Origin of the sequence: Luteitalea pratensis (assembly GCF_001618865.1) — a bacterium.
Classification (GTDB): domain Bacteria; phylum Acidobacteriota; class Vicinamibacteria; order Vicinamibacterales; family Vicinamibacteraceae; genus Luteitalea; species Luteitalea pratensis.
Genome location: NZ_CP015136.1, coordinates 504,736 through 525,552 on the forward strand (window position 1 = coordinate 504,736; position 20,817 = coordinate 525,552).

Consider the following 20,817-nt stretch of genomic DNA (forward strand, 5'->3'; position numbering starts at 1 on the left):
GCGATGTCCACGCAGCCACGCGACTTGACCGAGCGTTCGCTCCAGTTCTCTCGCGATCTCTTGTTGTTCATCGAGAGGGAGCAGGAGCGCCGTGTGTTCCCTCCCAGACTGCTCGATCAGTTGATGCGCGCAGGAACTTCCATCGGCGCGCAGAACGCGGAGGCAGATTCTGCGATCTCGCGCAAGCACCTGCTCTCCCTCCGTGCCCGCGCGCTGCAGGAAGCAACCGAGACGCAGTACTGGTTGAAAGTACTCGCGTCAGCAGACCGGTCGGACTCGGCGGAATCGATCCAGAAGCTGACGGGTCAAGCCTCCGAGTTGGTTGCGATTCTCACCACCTGCGTCAAGCGCCTCCGCGGTCAGTAGACCACCTCTTAGTCGAGCGTTCCCTTATCCCTTGTTGCTCGTAAACTTTTGATTTCCTGGTCCCTTGTTCCCTGTCCCTTGTCCCTTCTTCATCGGCCCGATCGCATGGCGTCCAGGCGGTTCGTGGCGGCCATGATGTCGCGCTGCAGCCGCCGCACCATGTCCCGCACGATGTCCTTGCCGCGCACGGCGGCCTGGTCGACCATCGCCTTGAGCTCCCATAGCGGCGTGGCCTGCACCGCCTCCGGGCTGCGTTCCCACGCGTCGAGTATCCAGCGGAGTTGCTCCTCGTCGCCGCGCGCGTAGGCCTTGTTGGCCTCGATCATCAGCGCATGGCGCCGCTCGCGCGCGGCATGGTCGCGCGCGAGGTCGGGGTGAATGGTCTTGGCCACATCGCGGAACAACTTGCGAACGGCATCCGACGTGAACCGGGGCGGCTCGGGCCTCGTGTCGTTGGGCGAGTCGGGGCTCGGGCTGACCGCGTCACCGACCTTCTTCGCCAGCTCGCCGAGTTCGGCCTCGGCGATCGCCAGTTCCAGTGCGTCCAGCTGCTCGTGCAGGAGCCCGACCTCCTGGCGATATCGGAGCCTGAATGCCTCGAGCCCGGATCGGGCCGCGTCGACCTCCGTGGTGCGTGTGCCGAGCCGCGTCTCGAGGGCGACGAGACGTGTCCCCAGGCCCTCCAGATGGTCGTCGTCACGTTCGGCGCGGACAAGCGTGGTCACGTCGAAAATCATAGCGAATGATCGGGGGAGCGCCCTCCACCCGTTGTCCTTGACGCCGGGGCGTGAGGACGCGACGATCGAGCCGATCATGAGTTCGAGGACCTTCAGCGCCACGATTGTTCGAGACGGGTCGGCCTGCTTCATTCCCCTGGCCTTCGATCCCCCGACCGCGTTCGGCAGGGTGCGCGCGCCCGTCAAGGTCACGCTCAACGGCGGCTATTCATTCCGCAGCACGATTGCGGCGATGGGTGGCCCGCCTTGCATTCCGCTGCGCCGGAGCCATCGCGAGGCAGCGGGACTTGCCGGTGGCGAGACGATCGAGATCCGCGTGGAACTCGACACCGAGGCGCGCGTGGTCACGCGGCCGTCGGTTGAAACGGACCATTTCATGCGTGATTGCAGGACGAAAGGCGAGACGCCCCTGCGCCGCGCGGCGGCCTTCGGTTCGGACGCCACTGTCGGGATGCTCCTGGACGCCGGCGCCCGGCTCGATGCCCTCGACATGAACGGCGATTCCCCACTCAGCTGGGCCAGTTGGTACACGCGGCCGCGGTCCATCATCAGGATGCTTTGCTACGGCGGGTTTCACGCCAATCAGGGGCTACGGCCTACGGCCTATGGCCTATGGCCTACCGCCTGCAGGCCGCAGGCTGCAGGCTGCAGGCTGCAGCCCGGTTTGGCCGGCTTGGAGGTGCGACGATGAAGTCCTTGGATCTGATCGCTGTCTCGACATTCCGGTCAACCGCAGATGCGCGGATGGCAAAAGGCATCCTGGATGAAGCCGGGATCGAGTCCATGATTCGGTCGGACAACGCCGGTGGCATGTATCCAGCGATCGCAGGCGCTGACTTGCTTGTCAGGGCCGAGGATGGGGAAAGGGCAGCCCACGCCCTTCAGCGGCGGCATCATCGGTCACAGCGCCAGTAGTGCTCGAAACACGGGGCTGGACGGGTCGTATGCCGTCTGGTGGGCGGTAGCAGAGCTCAGCAGCAGGGTGTACAGTGCTGACGACTTCCGGGCACGACGCGAGCGATCCAGTCCCAGGGGTGTCGAGACCCGACGCCGGCTGGGTGTGTCGTCGCGCCGGCACACTCGCTCAGCTTGCCTCGACCGCCATTCTCCGGTCGTGTTCAAGATGGCGCCGGAAGGCGCCTGCAGCAGGAGACCACATGAGACTCACCACTCGTTCACTGGCGTTGACAATTGCGTGCCTCGGGTTGTCATCCATTCTCGTCCGCCCAGCCCTCGCACAGGGTGACCCGCAGGTGGGTGTCTGGAAGCTGAATGTCGCGAAGTCGAAGTACACCCCGGGACCTGTGCCCAAGAGCGGCACCACGAAGATCGAAGCCGCCGGGGCCGGCGTCAAGGTGACCGTCGACCAGGCGCTGCCCGACGGCACTGCGCGACACTTCGAGTTCACCGCGAACTACGACGGCAAGGACAGCCCGGTGATTGGCAACCCGGACGCGGACACGGTCGCCCGCACACGCGTCAATGCGAACACCGTGCAGACCGTCAACAAGAAGGGCGGCAAGGTCACGACCACTCAGACATCGGAGGTGTCGGCTGACGGGAAGACGAGGACGGTCACGACCAAGGGTGTCAACGCGAGTGGGGAGAAGGTGAACAACGTCGCGGTGTACGACAAGCAGTAGCGTCGCCACATGGCACTGCGTGCGGCCTCGCGGGCCGCACGCCGCATGCATGCACGGCCGCGCATCACGTCAGTCAGACGGTGGAATCATGTTCAGCGCGATGGAAAGCACGGTCGGATGACGACGGGCGACCGCGACTACAGGCTGTCCAGCATCGACATGCTGCGTGGCCTCGTGATCGTGATCATGGCCATCGACCACGTGCGCGACTTCTTCATGGTCGCCGCCGAGGTCGATCCGATGGCCAATCCTGACATCGGCGCGGCCCTGTTCTTCACTCGCTGGATCACGCACTATTGCGCGCCCGTGTTCGTGTTCCTCGCTGGTACGAGCGCCGGGCTGATGACGGCACGACGGACGCCGTCTGCGATGGGCGCGTTCCTGCTCACGCGCGGCGTGTGGCTGATCCTGATCGAGTGCTCGGTCATCGCCCTGGCGTGGAGCTTCGCCCCGCATGGCGTTGCTCAGGCCGGCGGGGCGATCGTGGTGCCCCTCGGCGTCATCTGGGTCATCGGCGTCAGCATGGTGGTCCTGGCAGGCGCGCAGCGGTTCGGGCAGCGTGCGTGCTTCGTCATCGGCGTGGCGATGATCCTCGGACACAACCTGCTCGATCCGATCTGGCCCGTCACCAGCGGCGTGTTCGATGTCGGCCGGCCGCTGTGGGTGGCCCTGCACGCGCAGATGGCCATTGCCGCCGGGCCTGTGCTCATCGGCGTGGTATATCCCCTCGTGCCCTGGCCAGGCGTGATGTTGCTCGGTTACGGGACGGCGCTCGTGTTCCAGGAATCGCCGGAGAGGCGGGACGGGCGGCTCATCGCCTGGGGGACGGTGGCGACCGCGGCGTTTGTCGCCCTGCGCCTGGCGGGCATCTACGGCGACCCCAATCCATGGCGCGTGCAGGCCACGGCGCTGGGTACGATCATCGACTTCCTGAACGTCACGAAGTACCCGCCGAGCCTGTTGTTCCTGCTGATGACGCTCGGGCCCGCCGCGGTGCTATGCGCGGTTGCCGGGCGCGCGGTGGATGCCGTCAGGCAGCCGCTCGTCGTGTTCGGCCGCGTGCCGTTCGCGTTCTACGTGGCCCACCTGTACCTGGCACACGCACTGGCCGTCGCGTTCGGGGTGAGCCTGGGCTTCAGTGCCCGTCAGTTCCTCACTTTCAGTTTCTTCTTCCCTCAGGGATACGGCGTCGGGCTGCCCGGTGTCTATGCGGTGTGGCTGCTCGTGATCGTCGCCCTTTACCCATTCTGTCGATGGGTCGCCGCGGTCAAGGCACGTCGCCGGGATTGGTGGCTCAGTTACCTGTAGTCGCAAGCGACTATCCTGAGGAAACGTCACGGCGTGGGGTACGAGATGTCCGCAGGGAGGAATCAGTCATGTGGATCGCTGTGCCCAAGCACTGGTTCTCGTGGGACTTCACGGTTCGAGACTCCGCGCCGTGGCGGAGGTCAATCTGTCGTCCTGGCGCGAGCGGGGCGCTGTGCTCGCGGCTGGAATCGAGCACAAGGTCTTCCGTCAGGGTTTCCTGGGCCCCTTCGTTCTCGAGCAGGCTGGCTCGGTCGTGGCCTCCGCCGAGAAGTCCAGTGCCTTCCGAAAGACAGTCCAGATCGAACACCACGGCCGCCACTACACACTCAAGCCGCGGTCCTGCTGGCGTCGGGAGATGGTGTTGTACGAGGGCGACCGGGAGCTCGGATCCATAGCTCCGAGCAACTGGCTGGTCAGGGACGCTCGGGTCAGCCTGCCCGACGACCTGTCCATGGCCCTGCGCCTGTTCGTAGTCTGGCTGACACTGCTGCTCTGGAAGCGCGACTCGGATGCTGGCGCCGCGGCTGCGGCCGGCTGACCACCGCTTGATGCAACGGCACGTGGAAACAGTTGAATGAGGCGTCTCATCTACTTCGTGGCCTGCACGGCCGACGGATTCATCGCTCGGGAGGACGGCAGCTTCGACGTCGTCCCGATGACTGGCGAGCACCTGCCGTTCATCGCGCAGGAGTATCCAGAGACGATCCCGGGACACCTCTCGCAGGCCCTCGGCGTGCACGATCAGCACCGCCACTTCGATTCGGTCGTCATGGGTCGTCACACCTACGAGGTTGGCGCGGCCATTGGCGTCGCCAGTCCGTATCCTCACCTTCAGCAGTTCGTCATCTCGAGCACGATGGAGCAGAGCCCTCACGCGGATGTGCAACTCGTGAAGGATGATCCCGTGGCGCTGGTGCGGCGCCTGAAACAGCAGTCCGGGCTGGGCATCTGGTTGTGTGGCGGCGCCAACCTCGCCGGCGCACTCTACGACGAGATTGATGAACTCGTCCTGAAGGTGAATCCGGTCGTGATCGGAACCGGGATACCCCTGTTCCGCGGTGCGCGGGGCCCGATGCAGCTGGAACTGACCGACCACCGGACGTTCGTAGGCGGGGTGGCGGTGCACAGTTATCGCGTATGCCGATAGTCCCGGGGCGACTCACCGCACCTGCTCCCACGCACGGCCCGTGTCCAGCGGAATGCCCGTGGGACGAACGCAACGCCGGCGATGACGGGCCTGCGACCCTTCCGCGTTATCCTGCCGGGACCGATGCCCAATAACTGGCGCAGGCGCCACTGGTTGCTCCTGGCCGCGACGATGGCTGCCGCCGTGCCGGTGGCCTTTGGTTGCATCCGTGCCGTCACGACTGGTGACGATGTCCGTTACCTCTGGATGGCGGGCGCGGCCATCCTCGGGTCGATGGTGTTCGTGCCGCGCAGGCGCAGTGCAGCGCGTACCCCGAATGTCCTGCTCCGTGGGTTGAGCGCCGTTGCCTGCGGAGTGGTGTGTGCCGCGGCGATGGCCGTCCTCCAGGGGGCGAGGTCGGTGCCAAGCGTCGCGATCGTCGCCCTGGCGTTCGGTCTGTGCACGGGTACGAGCGCGGTCTTCGCGATGCTCGCACGCGAGGCCCGGCATCAGGGAATGAGCTAGGTCTTGGCCCGTTCCTGAGCGATGCTCTCGAAGTAGCCCTTGTACCTCTCGCGCAGCACGTTCTTCTGGTACTTCCCGACGCCGGTCCTGGGCAGGCTGTCAACGAGCACCACGCCATCAGGGAGCCACCACCGCGCCACGCGTCGGTCGAGGTGCGCGCGGACGTCGTGAAGTGTCGGCTGGCAGCCCGGTACCGGCACGACAACGGCGAGCGGGCGCTCACCCCAACGCTCGTGTGGCACCGCGATCACGACCACTTCGGCGATCCCCGGATGCTCGATCAGCGCACCTTCGAGGGTGACGCTGCTGATCCACTCGCCGCCCGACTTCACGAGGTCCTTGGCGCGGTCGCAGATCGTCAGGCAGCCCGTGGCCCCGATGGTCACGATGTCGCCGGTACGAAACCATCCGTCGTCGGTCCAGCGGTCCTTCGCCTCGTCGCCCGGGTAGTACGCGGCGGCGACCCAGGGGCCACGGACCTCCAGTTCTCCCATGGCCACGTCGTCGCACGGCACCAGACTGCCGTCGTCGGCGCGCGCGCGTACCTCGACGAACGGGGCGGGACGTCCCTGCTTCGCCCGCCAGGCGAACTGCGCATCCCCTGGCGCGTCGGCCAGTTCGCTCGGGAGCCGGTTGATCGACCCGAGAGGCGCCGTCTCGGTCATGCCCCAGGCGTGCACGACGCGGATACCGTGGCGGCCATCGAACGCCCGGATGGTGGCCTCCGGAATGGCAGCGCCGCCGACGAGCAGAATGCGCAGCGCCGACAGGTCGTGGCCCGGGTGCGCGTCCAGGTGTTGCAGGAGCGCGTGCGCGATGGTCGGGACGCCTAAGGCATGCGTCACGCGTTCGGTCTCGAGCAGCGCGACGATGCTGGCCGCATCGAGGTACGGCCCGGGCAGCACCTGGGCGGCGCCAACCAGCGCGCAGGCGAACGGCAATCCCCAGGCGTTGGCGTGGAACATCGGCACCACGCCCAGCACCCGTGACGATTCCGCGAGATTCATCATGTCCGGAAGCGCCGCGGCCAACGAGTGCAGTACGAGCGATCGATGCGAGTACAGCACGCCCTTGGAGCGCCCCGTCGTGCCCGACGTGTAGCACATCACGGCGGCGGACTGTTCGTCGACATCATCGAACCCGTCCACGGCGTCCTGTGCTGCGAGCAGGTCGTCGTAGCGCTGCGTGCCCGGAGGCACATCGGCATCGTCGCTGATGACGACGATGCGGCGATCGCCGATGCGTTGGCGCACCGGCTCGAATAGCGGCCAGAGGACCTTGTCGACGATCACCACGGAGTCGTCGGCGTGGTTGATGATGTAGGCGAGTTCGTCTGGATGCAGGCGGATGTTCAGCGTGTGGAGAATGGCACCTGACGCCGGGATGCCGTAGTACGCGTGCAGGTGTCGCTCGTGGTTCCAGCAGAACGTGGCAACGCGATCCCCCTGTCGCACGCCGAGCGAACGCATGGCCGCCGCGAGCCGCCGCGCGCCGACCAGGCACTCGCGGTAGGTCGAGTGCGAGACACTGCGGTCGGGAAGTCGGCCGATGATGGCCTTGTGTGGAAAAATCGACTCCGCGCGGCGCAGCAACGCCGGAATCGACAGCGGCATCCCCATCATCAGTCCACGCATCGGCAGAGGATACCGCAACCATTCCGTCATTCTTGCCATCGTGCGTGAGGCGCTCGTAGAATCGCCGCAACGCACTGGGGGCTGATCGCCGATGCGTGCAACCATACCCTCGGTCTGGCCCTCGACAAGGGCGGCGGCAACATCAACACGAAGACACTTGACGATCTGCGTGGCAAGGTCATCGTGCTCTTTTCGTCGAAGGGGCTCGCGGAGTTGAACGGAGCCAGGGCTGGCATTCTCGGCTTCAAGAACCTGTCGGCCGAGGGCCAGACGTAAGCCGAGGCCAGACCAGCGGTCAACCACGAGAGGTGAACATGGCAGTCTGGGCCTATGAGTGCAGGTCATGCCCCCCGGGCCACGTCTGGTGGGTCGCTCGCATCAGGATCGATGAAGTGGCGTCGGCGACCAACGTGTTGCAAGTGAAGGTGGACACGCAATGGTGCTGTGCCATCGTCGACCGCAGTCAGGCGGTCGCGGTCGACGAGCAGTTGGTGCGCGACGCCATTGCGGCCGATCCCGCTGACTGTCCCGACTGCGTGCCGGCGCCAGCTGCGGCGCCCGTGCCGGAGGTAGGGGAGCAGGGCGCGGCCACCACGGTGCTGGCCGCCGCCATCTCGCTGGCGGGGCGCCACGTGATGGTGGTGTTGGTGCCCCTGCCAGTGGTGCAGAGCCCAGGCGAGGCCGAGATGCTGGTCGCCGACCTGCGTCCGCGCTTTGGCGGTGTCGACGTGGTGTTGATGGGACAGGACGACGACGCCAGGCCGCACTACCACGGCGACGACGCATTGCTGGAAATGCTCGCCGGCGTGCCCGTCGACCGCATGCCCTGGAAGGACTACCCACTCGGCTGAGCCCAGCCGGGTGGCGGGCGCTCGAAGGAGAATCACGCATGCACATGCAACGCAGGATCGTCGTGGCCGCGTTCGCCGCGGCGTTGGTCGCCCCGCTCGTCGTGTCGGCACAGGACCTGCATCCGTCTCGGCGGCCCAGTCCGCTGGGCATCGCGCGCATCACGCTTGGCGATGCCTACATCCGCATCGTCTACGGCCGACCCTACAAGCGCGGGCGCAACAACATCTTCGGCACCAAGGAGAGCGGCGCGGTCGTGCCGTATGGCGAGCGGTGGCGTACAGGCGCCAACGAGGCCAGCGAGATCACGGTCACCCGCGATGTCCTGGTCGCGGGCCAGAAGCTGGCGGCGGGCACCTACTCCCTGTTCACGACGCCTGCGGCCGGAACCTGGAAGGTGCACTTCAACTCGAGACTTGGCCTGGATGGCGTCGGTATCTTCGCCAACGACACGTTCACGCCGGTCGATCTCGCGCCCACCGACATCCTCACGGTCTCGACGCCCGCGACGGAGTTGCCGGCCGACAAGGAAGTCGATCAGTTCACGTTCGAGTTCGAGAAGACCGCGGCCGGGGCAGACATGGTGCTGCGCTGGATTCGCACCGAGGTACGGGTGCCGATCGCCGTCGCAAAGTAACGGACGGTCCCGCCGCCAACCCGTGACGAATACGCAAGGTTGGCGGCGCATGCGCCGTGAACGAGCGGCCAGCCTCGATCAGAGCTTCGGGAAGTTGATACGCGACATCCAGCCGCACGCCTGCAGGCGCTGGCTGATGGCGATGGGGATGCCGCCGTTGGCGTACTTCGCCTTGAGGTACGCGAGGATCTTCTTCGCCCCATCGTCGAGACCACGTTCGATGCGGATCGCGGCATCGTTGGGCAGGCGCGTCTGCTTGAGGAACCCGAGCTTCCGGTTGCGGGGACCGAGCACGGTCTCGAGGTCTGCGGCGACGTCCTGCGCCAGTTTCTGTCGCTGCGGCTTCGCATCCGGCCGCAAGGCGCGACCTGGAAACGGGTCGAAATCCGTCTCGGCAAACCTGTCGAAGTCCTGGAACTGGTTGACCGGATCGAACACATCGAGGCCGAGCACGGTGAGCCTGCCATCGCCGCCCTCGCCCACGAAGAAGTTGCCGATGTTCTGCATGCGCCGCATCGGCTGCCCGTGCCAGGATCTGACCTGCACATTGTCCTGGAAGTTGATGCGATCCTGGTTGCCGTTGAACGCATCCACCGCGAGGATGTTTCCCAGCTTCTCGAGGGTGCCGTGCTGCTTGAACACATCGGCCAACTGCCGCACCTTGCCCTTGTCGCGAACCGTGGGATGACCGTCGGCGTCGAGGCCGAGGGCCTCCGATCCGGCCTCCTTGAGGTCCATGAGCTGCTGCTTGGCCGGCATGACGATGAACACGGACTGCTGTTGCGACACGGGCGTGCGCTGCCCCGCCATCGGCGGCAGCGGCGGCAGCAGCGCCTTGCCGAGTTCGGTGATCAGGTAGCCGGGCGTCTTCTCATCCAGGTTGCCGGCGTTTCCCGACGCCCAGCCCTTGATGGCCATCAATTCCTGCTTGCCGAGCACACGCGATCGTGCGTGGGGATCGATGGCATTCATGATCTCGATGGGGTCCTTCAGGAGCTTGTTCTTGCCAGCGCTGTCAGCCTTGATCACGCACGCGCCGTCCTGGTACGTGAGCAGGAACACCGGATGGCCGGCCGCCAGTTGCCTGATTCGCTGGAGACCGTTGGCGCTGAGTGACTGGTCGATGTTCATGACGACGACTCCGTGAGACAGGATGACGGCTTGCGCGCGGATACACTTGCCGCGACCTGTGAGTTCCAGGATTGGATCCCGTCCCGCGGAGCTACCGCCAGACATCGACGCGCAGAATCGGGATGCGGCGATTATCTCCAGCGGCGCCGGTCTGTCAATCATCAAGGGCGTCGGCGCGGTTCCGTCGAGCCGTTCACGGCGATGCCGGTGCACGGTGACGTCGCACAGCGAAAGGCGAACGATGGCAGTCTGGACCTATGAATGCATAGGCGGCGTCGACGTCGTGTTGATGGGGCAGGACGACGACGGTCCGCCGCGCTATCGCGGTGAGGCTGCTGTCGCTGCTCGCCGAGGTGCCGATCGACCGCCTGCCGTGGAAGGCGTATCCACTCGGCTGAACCTCAGACCGCGAAGAACGTGTAATACGGCTCGCGCTTCGCCATCCGGCGGATGAGGAGCGCGAGTTCGCGGGCGTGATAGTCGCCCCACATGCACGACTCGCCGCAGGGGATCTTCCGGCCCTTCGGGATGTGGTCCCATCCGTTCGGGCGGTGGTACACGGCGTGCAGCAACAGCCCCTGGTGCTTCGGGTCGGTCGAGAGGTACGGCTCCGAGAACAGCGTGCGTGACGCGGTGAGGCCGGCGGCCAGGTAGCGCTTGCCGGCAGGCGCATCACCGTGGCCGGCGAGATACGTACCGAGCCGGATCAGGCCCTGCGCGGCGATGGCGGCAGCGGAACTGTCGACCGGTTCGTGGTCGTTGTAGGGATCGGCCGGTCGGTCGAGATAGTCACCGAGATGGGCGAGACCCGGGGCGCCGGTGTCCCAGTACGGCACGCCGCACGTCGGCGTGTACGCGAGGTAGAAGTCCGCCGTGGCGCGTGCGACTTCGAGGTAGCGCCTGAGTACCGCGCGCTTGCGGGCGTCGAAGGTGGCAAACTCCGCCTCGTCTCGCGTCTCGAGGAACTCGAGTTCCTCCGCATAGCCAAGCAACACCCAGGCCAAGCCGCGCGTCCACGTCGAGAACGGTGAGTACCCCTGCTGGCTCGACGGGCAGCGATAGGAGCCATCGGTCACGTTGAACACGGATTCGTGTGCCACACGTCCGCGGATGTCGTACGCGTCGCGGCCCTTCCCGAAGTAGACGTTGTACGCCGCATTCGTGTCGGCATGCTGGACCAGCCGGTGCAGCAGCGAGATCTTGCGATCCCGCTCGCCCATGAGCGCGTGCCCGAGCTGGTGAGCCAGTGCGAGCGACCGCAGCGACCGCATCGTGTCGGCAAAGAGCGAGTGCGGGCCGTTGAACGATCGGATGTATCCGAGCCCGTCCGGCAGGTCGGTCCACCGTGCCGCCTGGATCGCACCCGACACTTTCAGTGCCAGTTCGTGGAAAGCGATCTCCCACTCGCTTGCCTCGGTGCGGCCCTCACGCGCGAGGCGCAGGAGGTTGCCGTACGTGGAGACGTTGTTGAATCCGTGGTCGTGCACGCCGACGTGACTCACATGGCTGGCCATGTGCTCCACGGTTGTGCGCCGGCCGATCTCCAGCATGGCGGCATCATCGGTCGCGTCGAACTGCAGGATGGCAGACCCGAACTGGAACCCCTGCGTCCACTCGGTCCAGCCCCGCGAGGTGTAGCGTCCCGCGACCGTGAACACGGGCGTGCCCTTGGCCGGATTCCACGTCTTCTCGAGGCGCGAGATCTTCCTTGCCGAGAGGGTGAAGAGCTGATCGGTCGCGCTGAGAAGCGACGTCGGGGTGATCTTGCTGTCGATGCGAATCATGTCTGTTGCCTGTGCCTATGGCGGTCCGGACGCAGCCCTCGACCTGCCGACGTAGCCGTCAACCTGCCGACGCAGCCCTCGACCTGCCGAACGTGCCGTCAACCTGCCGGAGTAACCGTCGACCTGCCGGAGTAACCGTCGACCTGCCGGAGTAACCGTCGACCGCCCGGACGTAGCCGTCGACCTTCCACCTTCGCCAAGGCTACGGTGGACAAGTCAGGTCGACGGGTGATGCGCTAAAGCCGGCGGATGTGAAAACCACCATCGAGGTGGATGACCTCACCCGTGGTGAACGGGAAATGGCCGGCAAGCACCGCACGCACGGCGCGACCCACGTCCTCGGCCGTGCCCCAGCGTCGCTGCGGCACCAGGCCTTCGGCCAGCAGTGCATCGTACTTGCCCTTCACGCCCGACGTCATGTCGGTGGCCATGATGCCTGGACGCAACTCGAGCACCTGCACGCCGTGTTCCGCGAGGCGCACGGCCCACAGCTGCGACGCCATCGCCAGGCCTGCCTTCGAGATGCAGTACTCGCCGCGGCTGATCGACGCCGTGTCGGCCGAGATCGATGTCACGAAGACGATCTTGAAGCCCGAGGCGATGGCCGGAGCATAGGGCGCCCGCAGCCAGTGGTTGGCGACGGCCTGGGTCAGGAAGAACGGTCCCTGCAGGTTGATCCGTAGCAGTTCCTCGAACGATGCCTCGCTGGTCTCGGTGAGATCGGCACGAACACGCGGGGCAATGCCGGCGTTGTTGACCAGCGCGTCAATGCGCCCGAGCGCGTCCAGCGTCTGCCCGAGCACCGCGTCACGGTCCACGCGGTTCGAGACATCGCCCTTCACCGGGAGAAAACGTTGATCGAGCGTGCGCGCAGCCTGCTGGCACAAGGCGACCGTCTCGTCGGCCGCCGCGGCGTTGCTCGCGTAGTTGATGACGACGGAGAAGCCTTCCGCCGCCGCCTCGACCGCGATGCCGCGACCAAGCCCGCGGCTCGCTCCGGTGACCAGCACGACGGGGATGTCAGGCATGCGGCGTCGATTGTCTTGGCAATCGATCAAAAGTGCAAAACCCGCGGGAGGACGGAGGACGGAGGACGGAGGACGGAGGACGGAGGACGGAGGATGGAGGATGGAGGATGGAGGATGGAGGATGGAGGAGAGAGGACGGAGGAGAGAGGACGGAGGAGAGGATTGAGGAGAGAGGATGGAGGACGGAAGGAGGAGCGAGGAATGGAGCCGACTCGGTCAGGGGGCGGCAGCCAACGGCACGGGTGTGCTGGCAGCATGCGCAGCGAACGAACGGCGGCCGACCGTGACGAACGACAGACCTGCACCGAGGCACAGGAGGCCCGCCGTCCAGAAGGCCCACGTGTACTCCCCCGTGACGGTACGGATTGATCCCGCACCCAGGGCGGCCAGCGACGCCCCCACCTGGTGGCTCGCGGCGATCCAGCCGTACATGACGCCGGTGTTCTCGCGGCCGAACGCATCCGAGGTCAGGCGCACGGTCGGTGGCACCGTGGCGATCCAGTCCAGGCCGTAGAACACGGCGAACCAGCCCAGCGCCGACGAGCCTGCGCCGAGTGTGTAGGGCAGCGCCAGGAGCGAAAGGCCCCGCAGCGAGTAGTAGCCGAGCAGCAGGTGTCGGCTCGAGTAGCGATCGGTCAGCCAGCCGGACGCCATCGTGCCGGCGATGTCGAACAGGCCCATCATCGCGAGCAGGCGCGCCGATCGCTCCGAGGAAATCCCGACGTCGTGGCAGGCGGCGATGAGGTGCGTCCCGATCAGGCCATTGGTGCTGGCACCGCAGACGAAGAACGTCAACGCCAGCAACCAGAATGCCGGCGACCGAACGCCGCGCGCGAGTGCCGCGAGTGGTGCCAGTGCCGGCGGCGTGCTGATCGCCACGCCGGTCGCTCCGTACCGCGCAAGCCCGATGTCCTCGGGCCGGTCACGCATGAACACCGCGACGATGAGGAACACCAGTGCCACGGCCGCGGCGACCAGCCACGTGGCTGCGCGCCAGCCGTGCGTCGTGATGAGGCTGGCCAGGAGTGGCAGGAACATCAGCTGGCCCGTGGCGTTGGCCGCCGACAATGCACCGACGACAAGACCTCGCCTGGCATCGAACCAGCGCGTCGCGACGATGGCCGCGAGCACCATCGAGGTCATGCCCGTGCCGGCGCCGACCAGCACGCCCCAGAGCAGCATCAGGTGCGCTTGCGTGCGCATCTGCGTGCTCAGCGCCACGGCCCCGGCAAGCAGCGCGAGCGCGATCAACAGGACACGGCGGACGCGCCAGCGGTCCATGATCGAGGCGGCAAATGGCCCGAGCAGGCCGAAGAGCGCGATGTTGACCGCGACCGCCGCCGAGATGCTGACACGCGTCCACCCGAACTCCTCTTCGAGCGGCACCATCAGCACGCCGGGTGTGGCGCGGATTCCCGCGGTCATCAGCAGCACGACAAACGTCGCCGCTGCGATGATCCACGCGTAGTGAAAGCGTGGTCGCTGCATCAATCGAGGCGGACGAGGCCGCGGCGCGTGCCGACCTTTACTGCCTCGGTCCGGCTCGTGACGCCGAGCTTCTCGAACAGGTGTCCGAGATGCGCCTTGACGGTGCGTTCGCTGATGCCGAGTTCGGCGGCGATCTCCTTGTTGCTCTTGCCGTCGGCCATCGAGCGGAGTGTCGCCAGTTCTCGCGGCGTCAATTGCACGCGGGTCACACGTTCGGCCAGCTTGGCGGCCGCGGCGGGTGCCAGGTAGGTGCGTCCACCGAGGACCTCGTGGATGCAGCCAATGAGTGCGTCCGCGGAGATGTCCTTCAGGACGTACGCCTTGGCCCCGGCGGTGAGGGCACGCGCGATGTCCTCGTCGGAATCGTAGGTCGTGAGGATGATGACCTTGGCCTGTGCGTCGAGTTCGCGAATCCGCCTGATGGCCTCGACGCCCTCCATGACCGGCATTCGCAGGTCGAGCAGGACGACGTCAGGGCGATGACGATCGAAGGCTTCGACCCCCTCGAGTCCGTTGGCCGCCTGCGCGACGACCTCGAGGTCGATCTCCTGGTTGATGATGTTGGCGACACCCGTCCGCAAGAGCGCGTGGTCGTCCACGATCAGGACCCTAGCGCGTGCGCTCTCGGGTTGCATCGTTGGCGCCAGCACCTCACTGTGCGGCATTGCGGGCTCCAGGGATCGAGAAGGACGGCGGCTGCCAGGCCAGCACGACCTCGGTGCCTGCTCGAGGGGCCGTCACCACGGTGAGTGCCGCGCCGATCCGGTCCGCGCGCTCCTGCATGCTCGTCAACCCGAAGCCGCGACCGGCGTGCACGTCATTGATTCCCCGGCCGTCATCGGCCACCGAGACCCGAACCCCCAGCCCACGCGCGGTCGAGGCTCGCACCACGATGCGCTGCGCGCGCGAGTGCCGAACGGCGTTGGTGAGCGCTTCCTGGGCGATGCCAAGGACCTCCCGTTCCATGCCGCCCATCGTCGGCAACTCGCCGACCTGCAGGTCGATGGGTATCTCGGTGGTGCGGCGGACCAGCGCCACCATGCGTGCGAGCGACGTCGCGAGGTCGTCCTCGCCGGCAGGCCGCGGCCGCAACGTGCCCACCGATCGCCGTGCCTCGATCATGTGCGACCGCGCGAGGTCGACCGCGGTCTCGAGGCTGCGCGTGACCTGCGGCGGCAGGTCGGGAGCCGATCGCTGGGCCGCCTGCAACTGCATCAGGATCGCGGCGAACCCCTGCGTCAACGTGTCGTGGATGTCGCGCGCGATGCGATTGCGTTCCTCCAGCCTGGCCTGCCGCCGCGCCTCGACGCGGCTACGCTCGGCCTGCCGGCTGTGATGCAGCGCCAGGGTGCCCTGCCGCGCCGTCGCGTCGATGACGGCGCGTCGCCACACGGCCTCGCAGTCGTCGGTGCACCCCGTGGCCAGCGCCATCCAGCCGAGTGTCGTCGGCCCGAGCGTCAGCGGCGCCACCAGCAGCGACGCGACCGCTGCCTTCGTGTTGTAGTCACGCACTGCCTCCGGGAGACGCGTGTCGTCGCCGGTATATTCGACAATCTCGGTCAAACCGGGTGCAAAGCCGCGTAGGTGTGAGGCCATGGCCTCGCGCGGCATCGCGATCGCCGCCCAGCCTTCCGTCTCGGGCGTATAGTACCGCCCGTCGATGTAGGCCATCCACATGTCGCAGCACTCGCCCTCGTCATCACGCAGCCACACGCCGCAGGCGTGGCTCTCGCAGTTGTCGACCAGCGATTTGATGAAGCCCTTGAAGTAGCCGACGATGTCCTCGCCCGTGACGAGCACGTCCAGCGCCAGCTGGACAGCGTCGCTCTGGATGTGGGCCATGCACTCGGCACGCCGGCGCTCGTCGAGCGCGCGCTCGAGGGCCAGGGTGAGCGCCTCGGTGGTCACACTCGGTTCGCAGGCCGGTGGCTTCGCCAGTCCTGGAGCGTCGAAGTCGGGCATCAGGGGTGCGTAGTTGGTGAGTGCATCCATCATCAGATCCCTCGCAATGAGAGCCTTTCGATTATGCGGCAGCCCGCCGGTGGCCGCGATGGTCTGTGAGGACGAGCCGCGCCTTGTCCGAAAGGCCAATGACGGTGGTGGCTCGAAGGCCGGTGCATCCGTCGGACTTTCGCCCCTCTTTCTCGTGTGTCGTCTGCCCGATTGTCCGGACCCTCGCCGAACGCAATGCTGTGTGGGTCATGTCAGCCCTGCTCTTCCGTCACACATCAGTAAGGCGATCCTTCCACGACCTGGGCCTCGCAGCCGGGGTGACCCTGCTGTCCATCATCGCCAGCTCGTGCGCACAGACGTCAGCCCAGCCGGCGGCGCCGATGTTGCCCATGGTGACCGTCGCGGCCGCCGTTGCCCGCGAGATCACCGAATGGGACGAGTTCACCGGACGGCTGGAAGCCGTCAACACCGTCGAGGTCCGTCCCCGGGTCTCCGGCTACGTCTCGCACGTGCACTTCCGCGAAGGTGCCCTGGTCCGGAAGGGTGACCTGCTGTTCCAGATCGACCCCCGCCCCTTTCAGGCCGAGGTGGACCGCCTGCGCGCCGAACTGGAGCGTGCCCGATCGACGGGGAAGCGCGCGCAGTCCGAACTCGATCGAGCCAGGCGTCTCGCTGCGGAGAACGCGATGGCCAGCGAGGAGGTCGAACGTCGCGTCTCGTTCGCTGAAGAGGTCGTGGCGCAGGTGGCCGGCGTCGAGGCCGCGCTTCGCGCCGCAGAACTGAACCTCGAGTTCACTCGGGTGATCGCGCCCATCTCCGGTCGTGTCGGCCGCGCCATCATCACCGAAGGCAATCTGGTATCGAGTGGTCCCGGCGAGGGCACGCTGCTGGCAACGGTCGTGTCAATCGACCCGATGTATGCGGCGTTCGACGCCGACGAGCCGACGTTCCTCGCGCAGGCTGGCCAGAACGGCCCGCACGGACGGGCTGTGCCCGTCCGGATGGCGTTGGCCGATGACGACAAATTCGCACGCGAAGGGCGCCTGCACTTCCTCGACAACCAACTGGATCCCGCGACCGGCACGATCCGCATCCGTGCCATCTTCGACAACCGCGACGGCGTCCTGACGCCTGGGCTGTTCGTGCGGCTGCGCATGCCCGGGCGACGGGCGTACAAGGCCGTGCTCATCGAGGATCGGGCAGTCGGCACGGACCTCGACAAGCGTTACGTGTACACGGTGGACGGCCAGGGTGTGGTGGTCCCCAGGCCGGTCACGCTGGGTCCGATCGTCGAAGGTTTGCGCGTGGTGCGCAGCGGCGTGACCGCTGGCGACAGCGTCATCGTCAACGGGTTGCAGCGCGTGCGGCCTGGCGTGCGCGTGCAGGTCGGTCAGGCCACGGCCGGGGAGACACAGTGAACATCTCGCGCTTCTTCGTCGATCGGCCGATCTTTGCGGCCGTCCTGTCGCTGCTGATCACGGTGGCCGGCGCGCTCTCGCTGTTCGTGCTGCCGATCAGCGAATACCCGAGTGTCGTACCGCCGACGGTGGTCGTTCGCGGCACCTATCCGGGTGCCAACCCAAAGACGATTGCCGAGACCGTCGCCGCGCCGCTCGAACAGCAACTGAACGGCGTCGAGGGCATGCTCTACATGTTCTCGCAGTCGACCTCGGACGGCCTGCTGACACTGACCGTGACGTTCGCGCTCGGCACGGATTTGGACAAGGCGCAGGTGCAGGTGCAGAACCGCGTCGCCCAGGCGCTGCCGCGGCTGCCGCAGGAAGTGCAGCGCATCGGCGTGGTGACAGAGAAGGCCTCGCCGGACCTGATGATGGTCGTCCACATCGTGTCGCCAGACCAGCGGTACGACATGCTGTACCTCTCGAACCTGGCGTACCTGCAGGTCAGGGACGAACTGTCGCGCATCGATGGCGTTGGCAGTGTGCAGGTGTTCGGCGCTGGTGAGTTCAGCATGCGTGTCTGGCTCGATCCGGATCGCCTGGCCGCCAGCCAGCTCACGGCCACCGACGTCGTGCGGGCGATTCGCGAGCAGAACGTGCAGGTTGCCGCGGGCGTGCTTGGTGCGCCACCCGCGCCGACCGACACCACGTTCCAGCTGCTGATCAACGCCCAGGGACGGCTGTCCACTGAAGAGGAGTTTGCGGCGATCGTGGTGCGTGCGACCCCGCAGGGACAGATCACGCGACTGCGGGATGTCGGGCGCGTCGAGCTCGGCTCCAATCGGTACGCGTTGCGCAGCCTCCTCGACAACAAGCCCGCCGTGGCCATCGGCATCTCGCAGCGTCCGGGGTCGAACGCCCTGCAGGCCTCGGCCGACGTGCGCGCCCGGATGGCGGCGCTCAAGGAGGCGTTCCCGCAAGGCGTGGACTACAGGATCGAGTACGACCCCACCGTCTACGTGCGCAAGTCGATCCACGCGGTCGTCGAAACGCTGTTCGAAGCGATCCTTCTCGTCGTGATCGTCGTCCTCGTCTTCCTTCAGACGTGGCGCGCCTCGATCATTCCGCTGGTGGCGGTCCCGGTCTCGTTGATCGGCACGTTCGCCGTGATGCTGGCACTCGGCTTCTCGTTGAACACGCTCTCGCTGTTCGGCCTCGTCCTCGCCATCGGCATCGTCGTCGACGATGCGATTGTCGTGGTGGAGAACGTGGAGCGACACATCGAGCTCGGGCAGTCGCCGACAGAGGCGACGCACAAGGCGATGGAAGAGGTCTCGGGACCGATCATCGCGATCGCGCTGGTGCTCTGCGCGGTGTTCGTGCCGACTGCATTCGTGAGCGGGCTGACGGGGCAGTTCTATCGCCAGTTCGCGTTGACGATCGCCATTTCGACGGTGATTTCCGCCTTCAACTCGCTGACGTTGAGTCCGGCGCTCGCGTCGCGGCTGCTGCGGCCGCACGGCGCGCCGCGGGATGCGGTGCAGCGGGTGGCCGATCGCCTCTTCGGGTGGTTCTTCGCGCGCTTCAACCGGTTCTTCGCGCGCGCCTCAAACGGCTACACGAACGGCGTGTCCCGACTGTTGCGAGTCGGCGCCGCGGCGATCGTGTTGTACGTGGGCCTGCTCGGCCTGACGGCGCTCGGTTTCTCGCGTGTGCCGGCCGGCTTCGTGCCCACACAGGACAAGGACTACCTCGTCGCGTTCGCGCAGTTGCCTGACGCATCCACGCTCGATCGGACCGACGCGGTAATCCAGCGGATGTCGGCCATCGCGTTGAAGCATCCGGGCGTGAAGAGCGCCATCTCGTTCCCCGGCCTCTCCATCAACGGGTTCGTCAACGCGTCCAACGCCGGGATCGCGTTCGTGATGCTCGAGGATGCCGACGAGCGAGCCCATGAGGGGCTGACCGCCAACCGGATCGTGCAGGACCTGAACCAGCAGTTCGGTGGCATCCAGGACGCGTTCGTCGCGATCTTCCCACCGCCTCCCGTGCAGGGAATCGGCCAGGTGGGCGGCTTCAAGCTGTACGTCGAGGATCGCGGCGGTGCCGGCTTCGAGGACCTGTACACGCAGGTGCAGGGCGCCATTGGAGAGGCCTCTGGTCAGCCATCGCTGGTTGGACTCCTCTCGAGTTTCCAGGTGAGCGTGCCCCAGATCGACGCGCACGTCGACCGGGAGCGGGCAAAGACGTACGGCGTCCCGATCACCGACGTGTTCGAGACTCTTCAGGCCTATCTCGGTTCGGTCTATGTCAACGACTTCAACCGATTCGGGCGCACCTACCAGGTCAACGTCCAGGCGGAGCAGGGGTTCCGGTTGCAGCCCGAGCAGATCGCGCGCCTCAAGACGCGCAATGCAGCTGGCGTCATGGTGCCGCTCGGCTCGCTGGTCACCGTGTCGAAGGGATACGGTCCGGATCAGGTCATGCACTACAACGGCTTCCCGGCAGCCGAGATCAACGGTGGGCCGGCACCGCGCTTCAGTTCCGGGCAGGCGCAGGACGCGATCGCGGAGGTGCTGGAACGGCGTCTGCCGCGCGGATTCACCTACGAATGGACCGAACTGGCGTACCAGCAGGCGATCGCCGGCAACACGATGTTGTGGATCTTCCCGCTGTGCGTCCTGCTGGTCTACGTGGTGCTGGCGGCGCAGTACGAGAGCTGGTCGTTGCCTATAGGCGTCATCCTGATCGTGCCGATGTCCTTGTGCTCGGCCATCGCCGGTGTGTGGCTGACCGGCGGTGACAACAACGTGTTCACGCAGGTGAGCTTCCTCGTGCTCGCAGCACTCGCCTGCAAGAACGCCATCCTGATCATCGAGTTCGCCAAGCAGCGCCAGGAAGAGGGCGAGACGCCCCTGCAGGCGATTCTCGACGCCTGCCGCGTGCGCCTGCGGCCCGTCCTGATGACGTCGGTCGCGTTCATCATGGGCGTCATCCCGCTCGTGTTGTCCACCGGCGCCGGCGCGGAGATCCGCCAGGCGATGGGTGTCGCGGTGTTTGCCGGGATGCTCGGCGTCACGTTCTTCGGCCTGATCCTTACGCCAGTCTTCTTCCTCTTTGTCGGCCGTCTCGTTGGCTGGTTCACGCGGCGACGTGGCGCCGCACTCGACCCCGCCGAAATCGCCACACCCGTGGAGGGCCACTGACC

Annotated in this window: 20 protein-coding genes; 12 read left to right on the forward strand and 8 right to left on the reverse strand. The window is 66.5% G+C overall.

The annotated features are described in order from the left end of the window. Nucleotides 1–3 precede the first annotated feature (3 nt). Nucleotides 4–366, forward strand: coding sequence for a four helix bundle protein (locus LuPra_RS02145; protein WP_157898638.1), 363 nt, complete (start codon nt 4–6; stop codon nt 364–366). An 89-nt stretch (nt 367–455) separates the two neighbouring features. Here LuPra_RS02145 and LuPra_RS02150 read toward each other — a convergent pair whose 3' ends face one another. Next, nucleotides 456–1,091 (reverse strand): hypothetical protein, encoded by a 636-nt coding sequence (locus LuPra_RS02150; protein WP_157898639.1) that lies wholly within the window; start codon nt 1,089–1,091, stop codon nt 456–458. Between the two features lie 88 nt (nt 1,092–1,179). On the opposite strand from LuPra_RS02150, the gene LuPra_RS02155 reads away from it, so the two are divergent. The 7 genes from LuPra_RS02155 to LuPra_RS02185 all read left to right on the forward strand — a co-directional run bounded on the left by LuPra_RS02155 (nt 1,180) and on the right by LuPra_RS02185 (nt 5,705). Then, nucleotides 1,180–1,794, forward strand: coding sequence for a DUF1905 domain-containing protein (locus LuPra_RS02155; protein WP_110169239.1), 615 nt, complete (start codon nt 1,180–1,182; stop codon nt 1,792–1,794). A gap of 53 nt (nt 1,795–1,847) precedes the next feature. Beyond that, a complete protein-coding gene (locus LuPra_RS34215) occupies nt 1,848–2,018 on the forward strand; it encodes a putative signal transducing protein (RefSeq protein ID WP_418001426.1) in 171 nt (56 codons plus the stop codon). Nucleotides 2,019–2,260: 242 nt separating this feature from the next. Beyond that, a complete protein-coding gene (locus LuPra_RS02165) occupies nt 2,261–2,746 on the forward strand; it encodes a hypothetical protein (RefSeq protein ID WP_110169241.1) in 486 nt (161 codons plus the stop codon). Nucleotides 2,747–2,863: 117 nt separating this feature from the next. Then, nucleotides 2,864–4,054 (forward strand): acetyltransferase domain-containing protein, encoded by a 1,191-nt coding sequence (locus LuPra_RS02170; protein WP_157898641.1) that lies wholly within the window; start codon nt 2,864–2,866, stop codon nt 4,052–4,054. A gap of 100 nt (nt 4,055–4,154) precedes the next feature. Next, a complete protein-coding gene (locus tag LuPra_RS02175) occupies nt 4,155–4,592 on the forward strand; it encodes a hypothetical protein (protein ID WP_157898642.1) in 438 nt (145 codons plus the stop codon). A 36-nt stretch (nt 4,593–4,628) separates the two neighbouring features. Then, entirely contained in the window at nt 4,629–5,201 is a 573-nt protein-coding gene (locus tag LuPra_RS02180; protein WP_110169244.1) for a dihydrofolate reductase family protein, read from the forward strand. A gap of 123 nt (nt 5,202–5,324) precedes the next feature. Then, on the forward strand, nt 5,325–5,705 hold the full coding sequence (locus LuPra_RS02185; RefSeq protein WP_157898643.1) for a hypothetical protein: 381 nt from the start codon (nt 5,325–5,327) through the stop codon (nt 5,703–5,705). On the opposite strand, the gene LuPra_RS02190 is transcribed toward LuPra_RS02185, so the two are convergent. Further along, entirely contained in the window at nt 5,702–7,339 is a 1,638-nt protein-coding gene (locus LuPra_RS02190; RefSeq protein ID WP_110174483.1) for a long-chain fatty acid--CoA ligase, read from the reverse strand. The two genes, LuPra_RS02185 and LuPra_RS02190, sit on opposite strands and share 4 nt — an antisense overlap. A gap of 392 nt (nt 7,340–7,731) precedes the next feature. On the opposite strand from LuPra_RS02190, the gene LuPra_RS02195 reads away from it, so the two are divergent. Both LuPra_RS02195 and LuPra_RS02200 read left to right on the forward strand, forming a co-directional pair. Beyond that, nucleotides 7,732–8,190, forward strand: a complete 459-nt coding sequence (locus LuPra_RS02195; RefSeq protein ID WP_110169246.1) for a hypothetical protein — start codon at nt 7,732–7,734, stop codon at nt 8,188–8,190. A gap of 38 nt (nt 8,191–8,228) precedes the next feature. Continuing rightward, nucleotides 8,229–8,825 carry a DUF2911 domain-containing protein gene (locus LuPra_RS02200; RefSeq protein ID WP_157898644.1) on the forward strand — a complete coding sequence of 199 codons (597 nt, stop codon included), beginning with the start codon at nt 8,229–8,231 and terminating at the stop codon, nt 8,823–8,825. Nucleotides 8,826–8,903: 78 nt separating this feature from the next. Here LuPra_RS02200 and LuPra_RS02205 read toward each other — a convergent pair whose 3' ends face one another. The 6 genes from LuPra_RS02205 to LuPra_RS02235 all read right to left on the reverse strand — a co-directional run bounded on the left by LuPra_RS02205 (nt 8,904) and on the right by LuPra_RS02235 (nt 16,248). After that, nucleotides 8,904–9,956 carry a hypothetical protein gene (locus LuPra_RS02205; RefSeq protein WP_110169247.1) on the reverse strand — a complete coding sequence of 351 codons (1,053 nt, stop codon included), beginning with the start codon at nt 9,954–9,956 and terminating at the stop codon, nt 8,904–8,906. 401 nt (nt 9,957–10,357) lie between these two features. Further along, nucleotides 10,358–11,740 (reverse strand): glycoside hydrolase family 88 protein, encoded by a 1,383-nt coding sequence (locus LuPra_RS02210; RefSeq protein ID WP_110169248.1) that lies wholly within the window; start codon nt 11,738–11,740, stop codon nt 10,358–10,360. A 236-nt stretch (nt 11,741–11,976) separates the two neighbouring features. Continuing rightward, complete coding sequence (locus tag LuPra_RS02215; RefSeq protein ID WP_110169249.1) at nt 11,977–12,768, reverse strand: 3-ketoacyl-ACP reductase; 792 nt, start codon at nt 12,766–12,768, stop codon at nt 11,977–11,979. 216 nt (nt 12,769–12,984) lie between these two features. Further along, nucleotides 12,985–14,256, reverse strand: a complete 1,272-nt coding sequence (locus tag LuPra_RS02225) for an MFS transporter (RefSeq protein WP_110169251.1) — start codon at nt 14,254–14,256, stop codon at nt 12,985–12,987. After that, entirely contained in the window at nt 14,256–14,891 is a 636-nt protein-coding gene (locus tag LuPra_RS02230) for a response regulator (protein WP_110174485.1), read from the reverse strand. Before LuPra_RS02230 ends, LuPra_RS02225 begins: the two co-directional genes overlap by 1 nt. Before the next feature lie 16 nt (nt 14,892–14,907). Next, nucleotides 14,908–16,248, reverse strand: a complete 1,341-nt coding sequence (locus tag LuPra_RS02235; protein WP_157898645.1) for a sensor histidine kinase — start codon at nt 16,246–16,248, stop codon at nt 14,908–14,910. A 209-nt stretch (nt 16,249–16,457) separates the two neighbouring features. Here LuPra_RS02235 and LuPra_RS02240 point away from each other — a divergent pair, with 209 nt between their 5' ends. Next, the gene (locus LuPra_RS02240; RefSeq protein ID WP_110169253.1) at nt 16,458–17,627 is read left to right on the forward strand and encodes an efflux RND transporter periplasmic adaptor subunit; all 1,170 of its coding nucleotides are present in this window, start codon (nt 16,458–16,460) and stop codon (nt 17,625–17,627) included. Further along, nucleotides 17,624–20,815 (forward strand): efflux RND transporter permease subunit, encoded by a 3,192-nt coding sequence (locus tag LuPra_RS02245; protein WP_110169254.1) that lies wholly within the window; start codon nt 17,624–17,626, stop codon nt 20,813–20,815. The genes LuPra_RS02240 and LuPra_RS02245 overlap by 4 nt, the downstream gene beginning before the upstream one ends. Nucleotides 20,816–20,817 lie beyond the last annotated feature (2 nt).

Bases quoted from the DNA above. Each gene is read 5' to 3' on its own strand.
- LuPra_RS02145 (WP_157898638.1), top strand. From the start codon at position 4: ATGTCCACGCAGCCACGCGACTTGACCGAGCGTTCGCTCCAGTTCTCT.
- LuPra_RS02155 (WP_110169239.1), top strand. From the start codon at position 1,180: ATGAGTTCGAGGACCTTCAGCGCCACGATTGTTCGAGACGGGTCGGCC.
- LuPra_RS34215 (WP_418001426.1), top strand. From the start codon at position 1,848: ATGGCAAAAGGCATCCTGGATGAAGCCGGGATCGAGTCCATGATTCGG.
- LuPra_RS02165 (WP_110169241.1), top strand. From the start codon at position 2,261: ATGAGACTCACCACTCGTTCACTGGCGTTGACAATTGCGTGCCTCGGG.
- LuPra_RS02170 (WP_157898641.1), top strand. From the start codon at position 2,864: ATGACGACGGGCGACCGCGACTACAGGCTGTCCAGCATCGACATGCTG.
- LuPra_RS02180 (WP_110169244.1), top strand. From the start codon at position 4,629: ATGAGGCGTCTCATCTACTTCGTGGCCTGCACGGCCGACGGATTCATC.
- LuPra_RS02185 (WP_157898643.1), top strand. From the start codon at position 5,325: ATGCCCAATAACTGGCGCAGGCGCCACTGGTTGCTCCTGGCCGCGACG.
- LuPra_RS02190 (WP_110174483.1), bottom strand. From the start codon at position 7,339: ATGCGTGGACTGATGATGGGGATGCCGCTGTCGATTCCGGCGTTGCTG.
- LuPra_RS02200 (WP_157898644.1), top strand. From the start codon at position 8,229: ATGCACATGCAACGCAGGATCGTCGTGGCCGCGTTCGCCGCGGCGTTG.
- LuPra_RS02205 (WP_110169247.1), bottom strand. From the start codon at position 9,956: ATGAACATCGACCAGTCACTCAGCGCCAACGGTCTCCAGCGAATCAGG.
- LuPra_RS02210 (WP_110169248.1), bottom strand. From the start codon at position 11,740: ATGATTCGCATCGACAGCAAGATCACCCCGACGTCGCTTCTCAGCGCG.
- LuPra_RS02215 (WP_110169249.1), bottom strand. From the start codon at position 12,768: ATGCCTGACATCCCCGTCGTGCTGGTCACCGGAGCGAGCCGCGGGCTT.
- LuPra_RS02225 (WP_110169251.1), bottom strand. From the start codon at position 14,256: ATGCAGCGACCACGCTTTCACTACGCGTGGATCATCGCAGCGGCGACG.
- LuPra_RS02230 (WP_110174485.1), bottom strand. From the start codon at position 14,891: ATGCAACCCGAGAGCGCACGCGCTAGGGTCCTGATCGTGGACGACCAC.
- LuPra_RS02235 (WP_157898645.1), bottom strand. From the start codon at position 16,248: ATGGATGCACTCACCAACTACGCACCCCTGATGCCCGACTTCGACGCT.
- LuPra_RS02240 (WP_110169253.1), top strand. From the start codon at position 16,458: ATGTCAGCCCTGCTCTTCCGTCACACATCAGTAAGGCGATCCTTCCAC.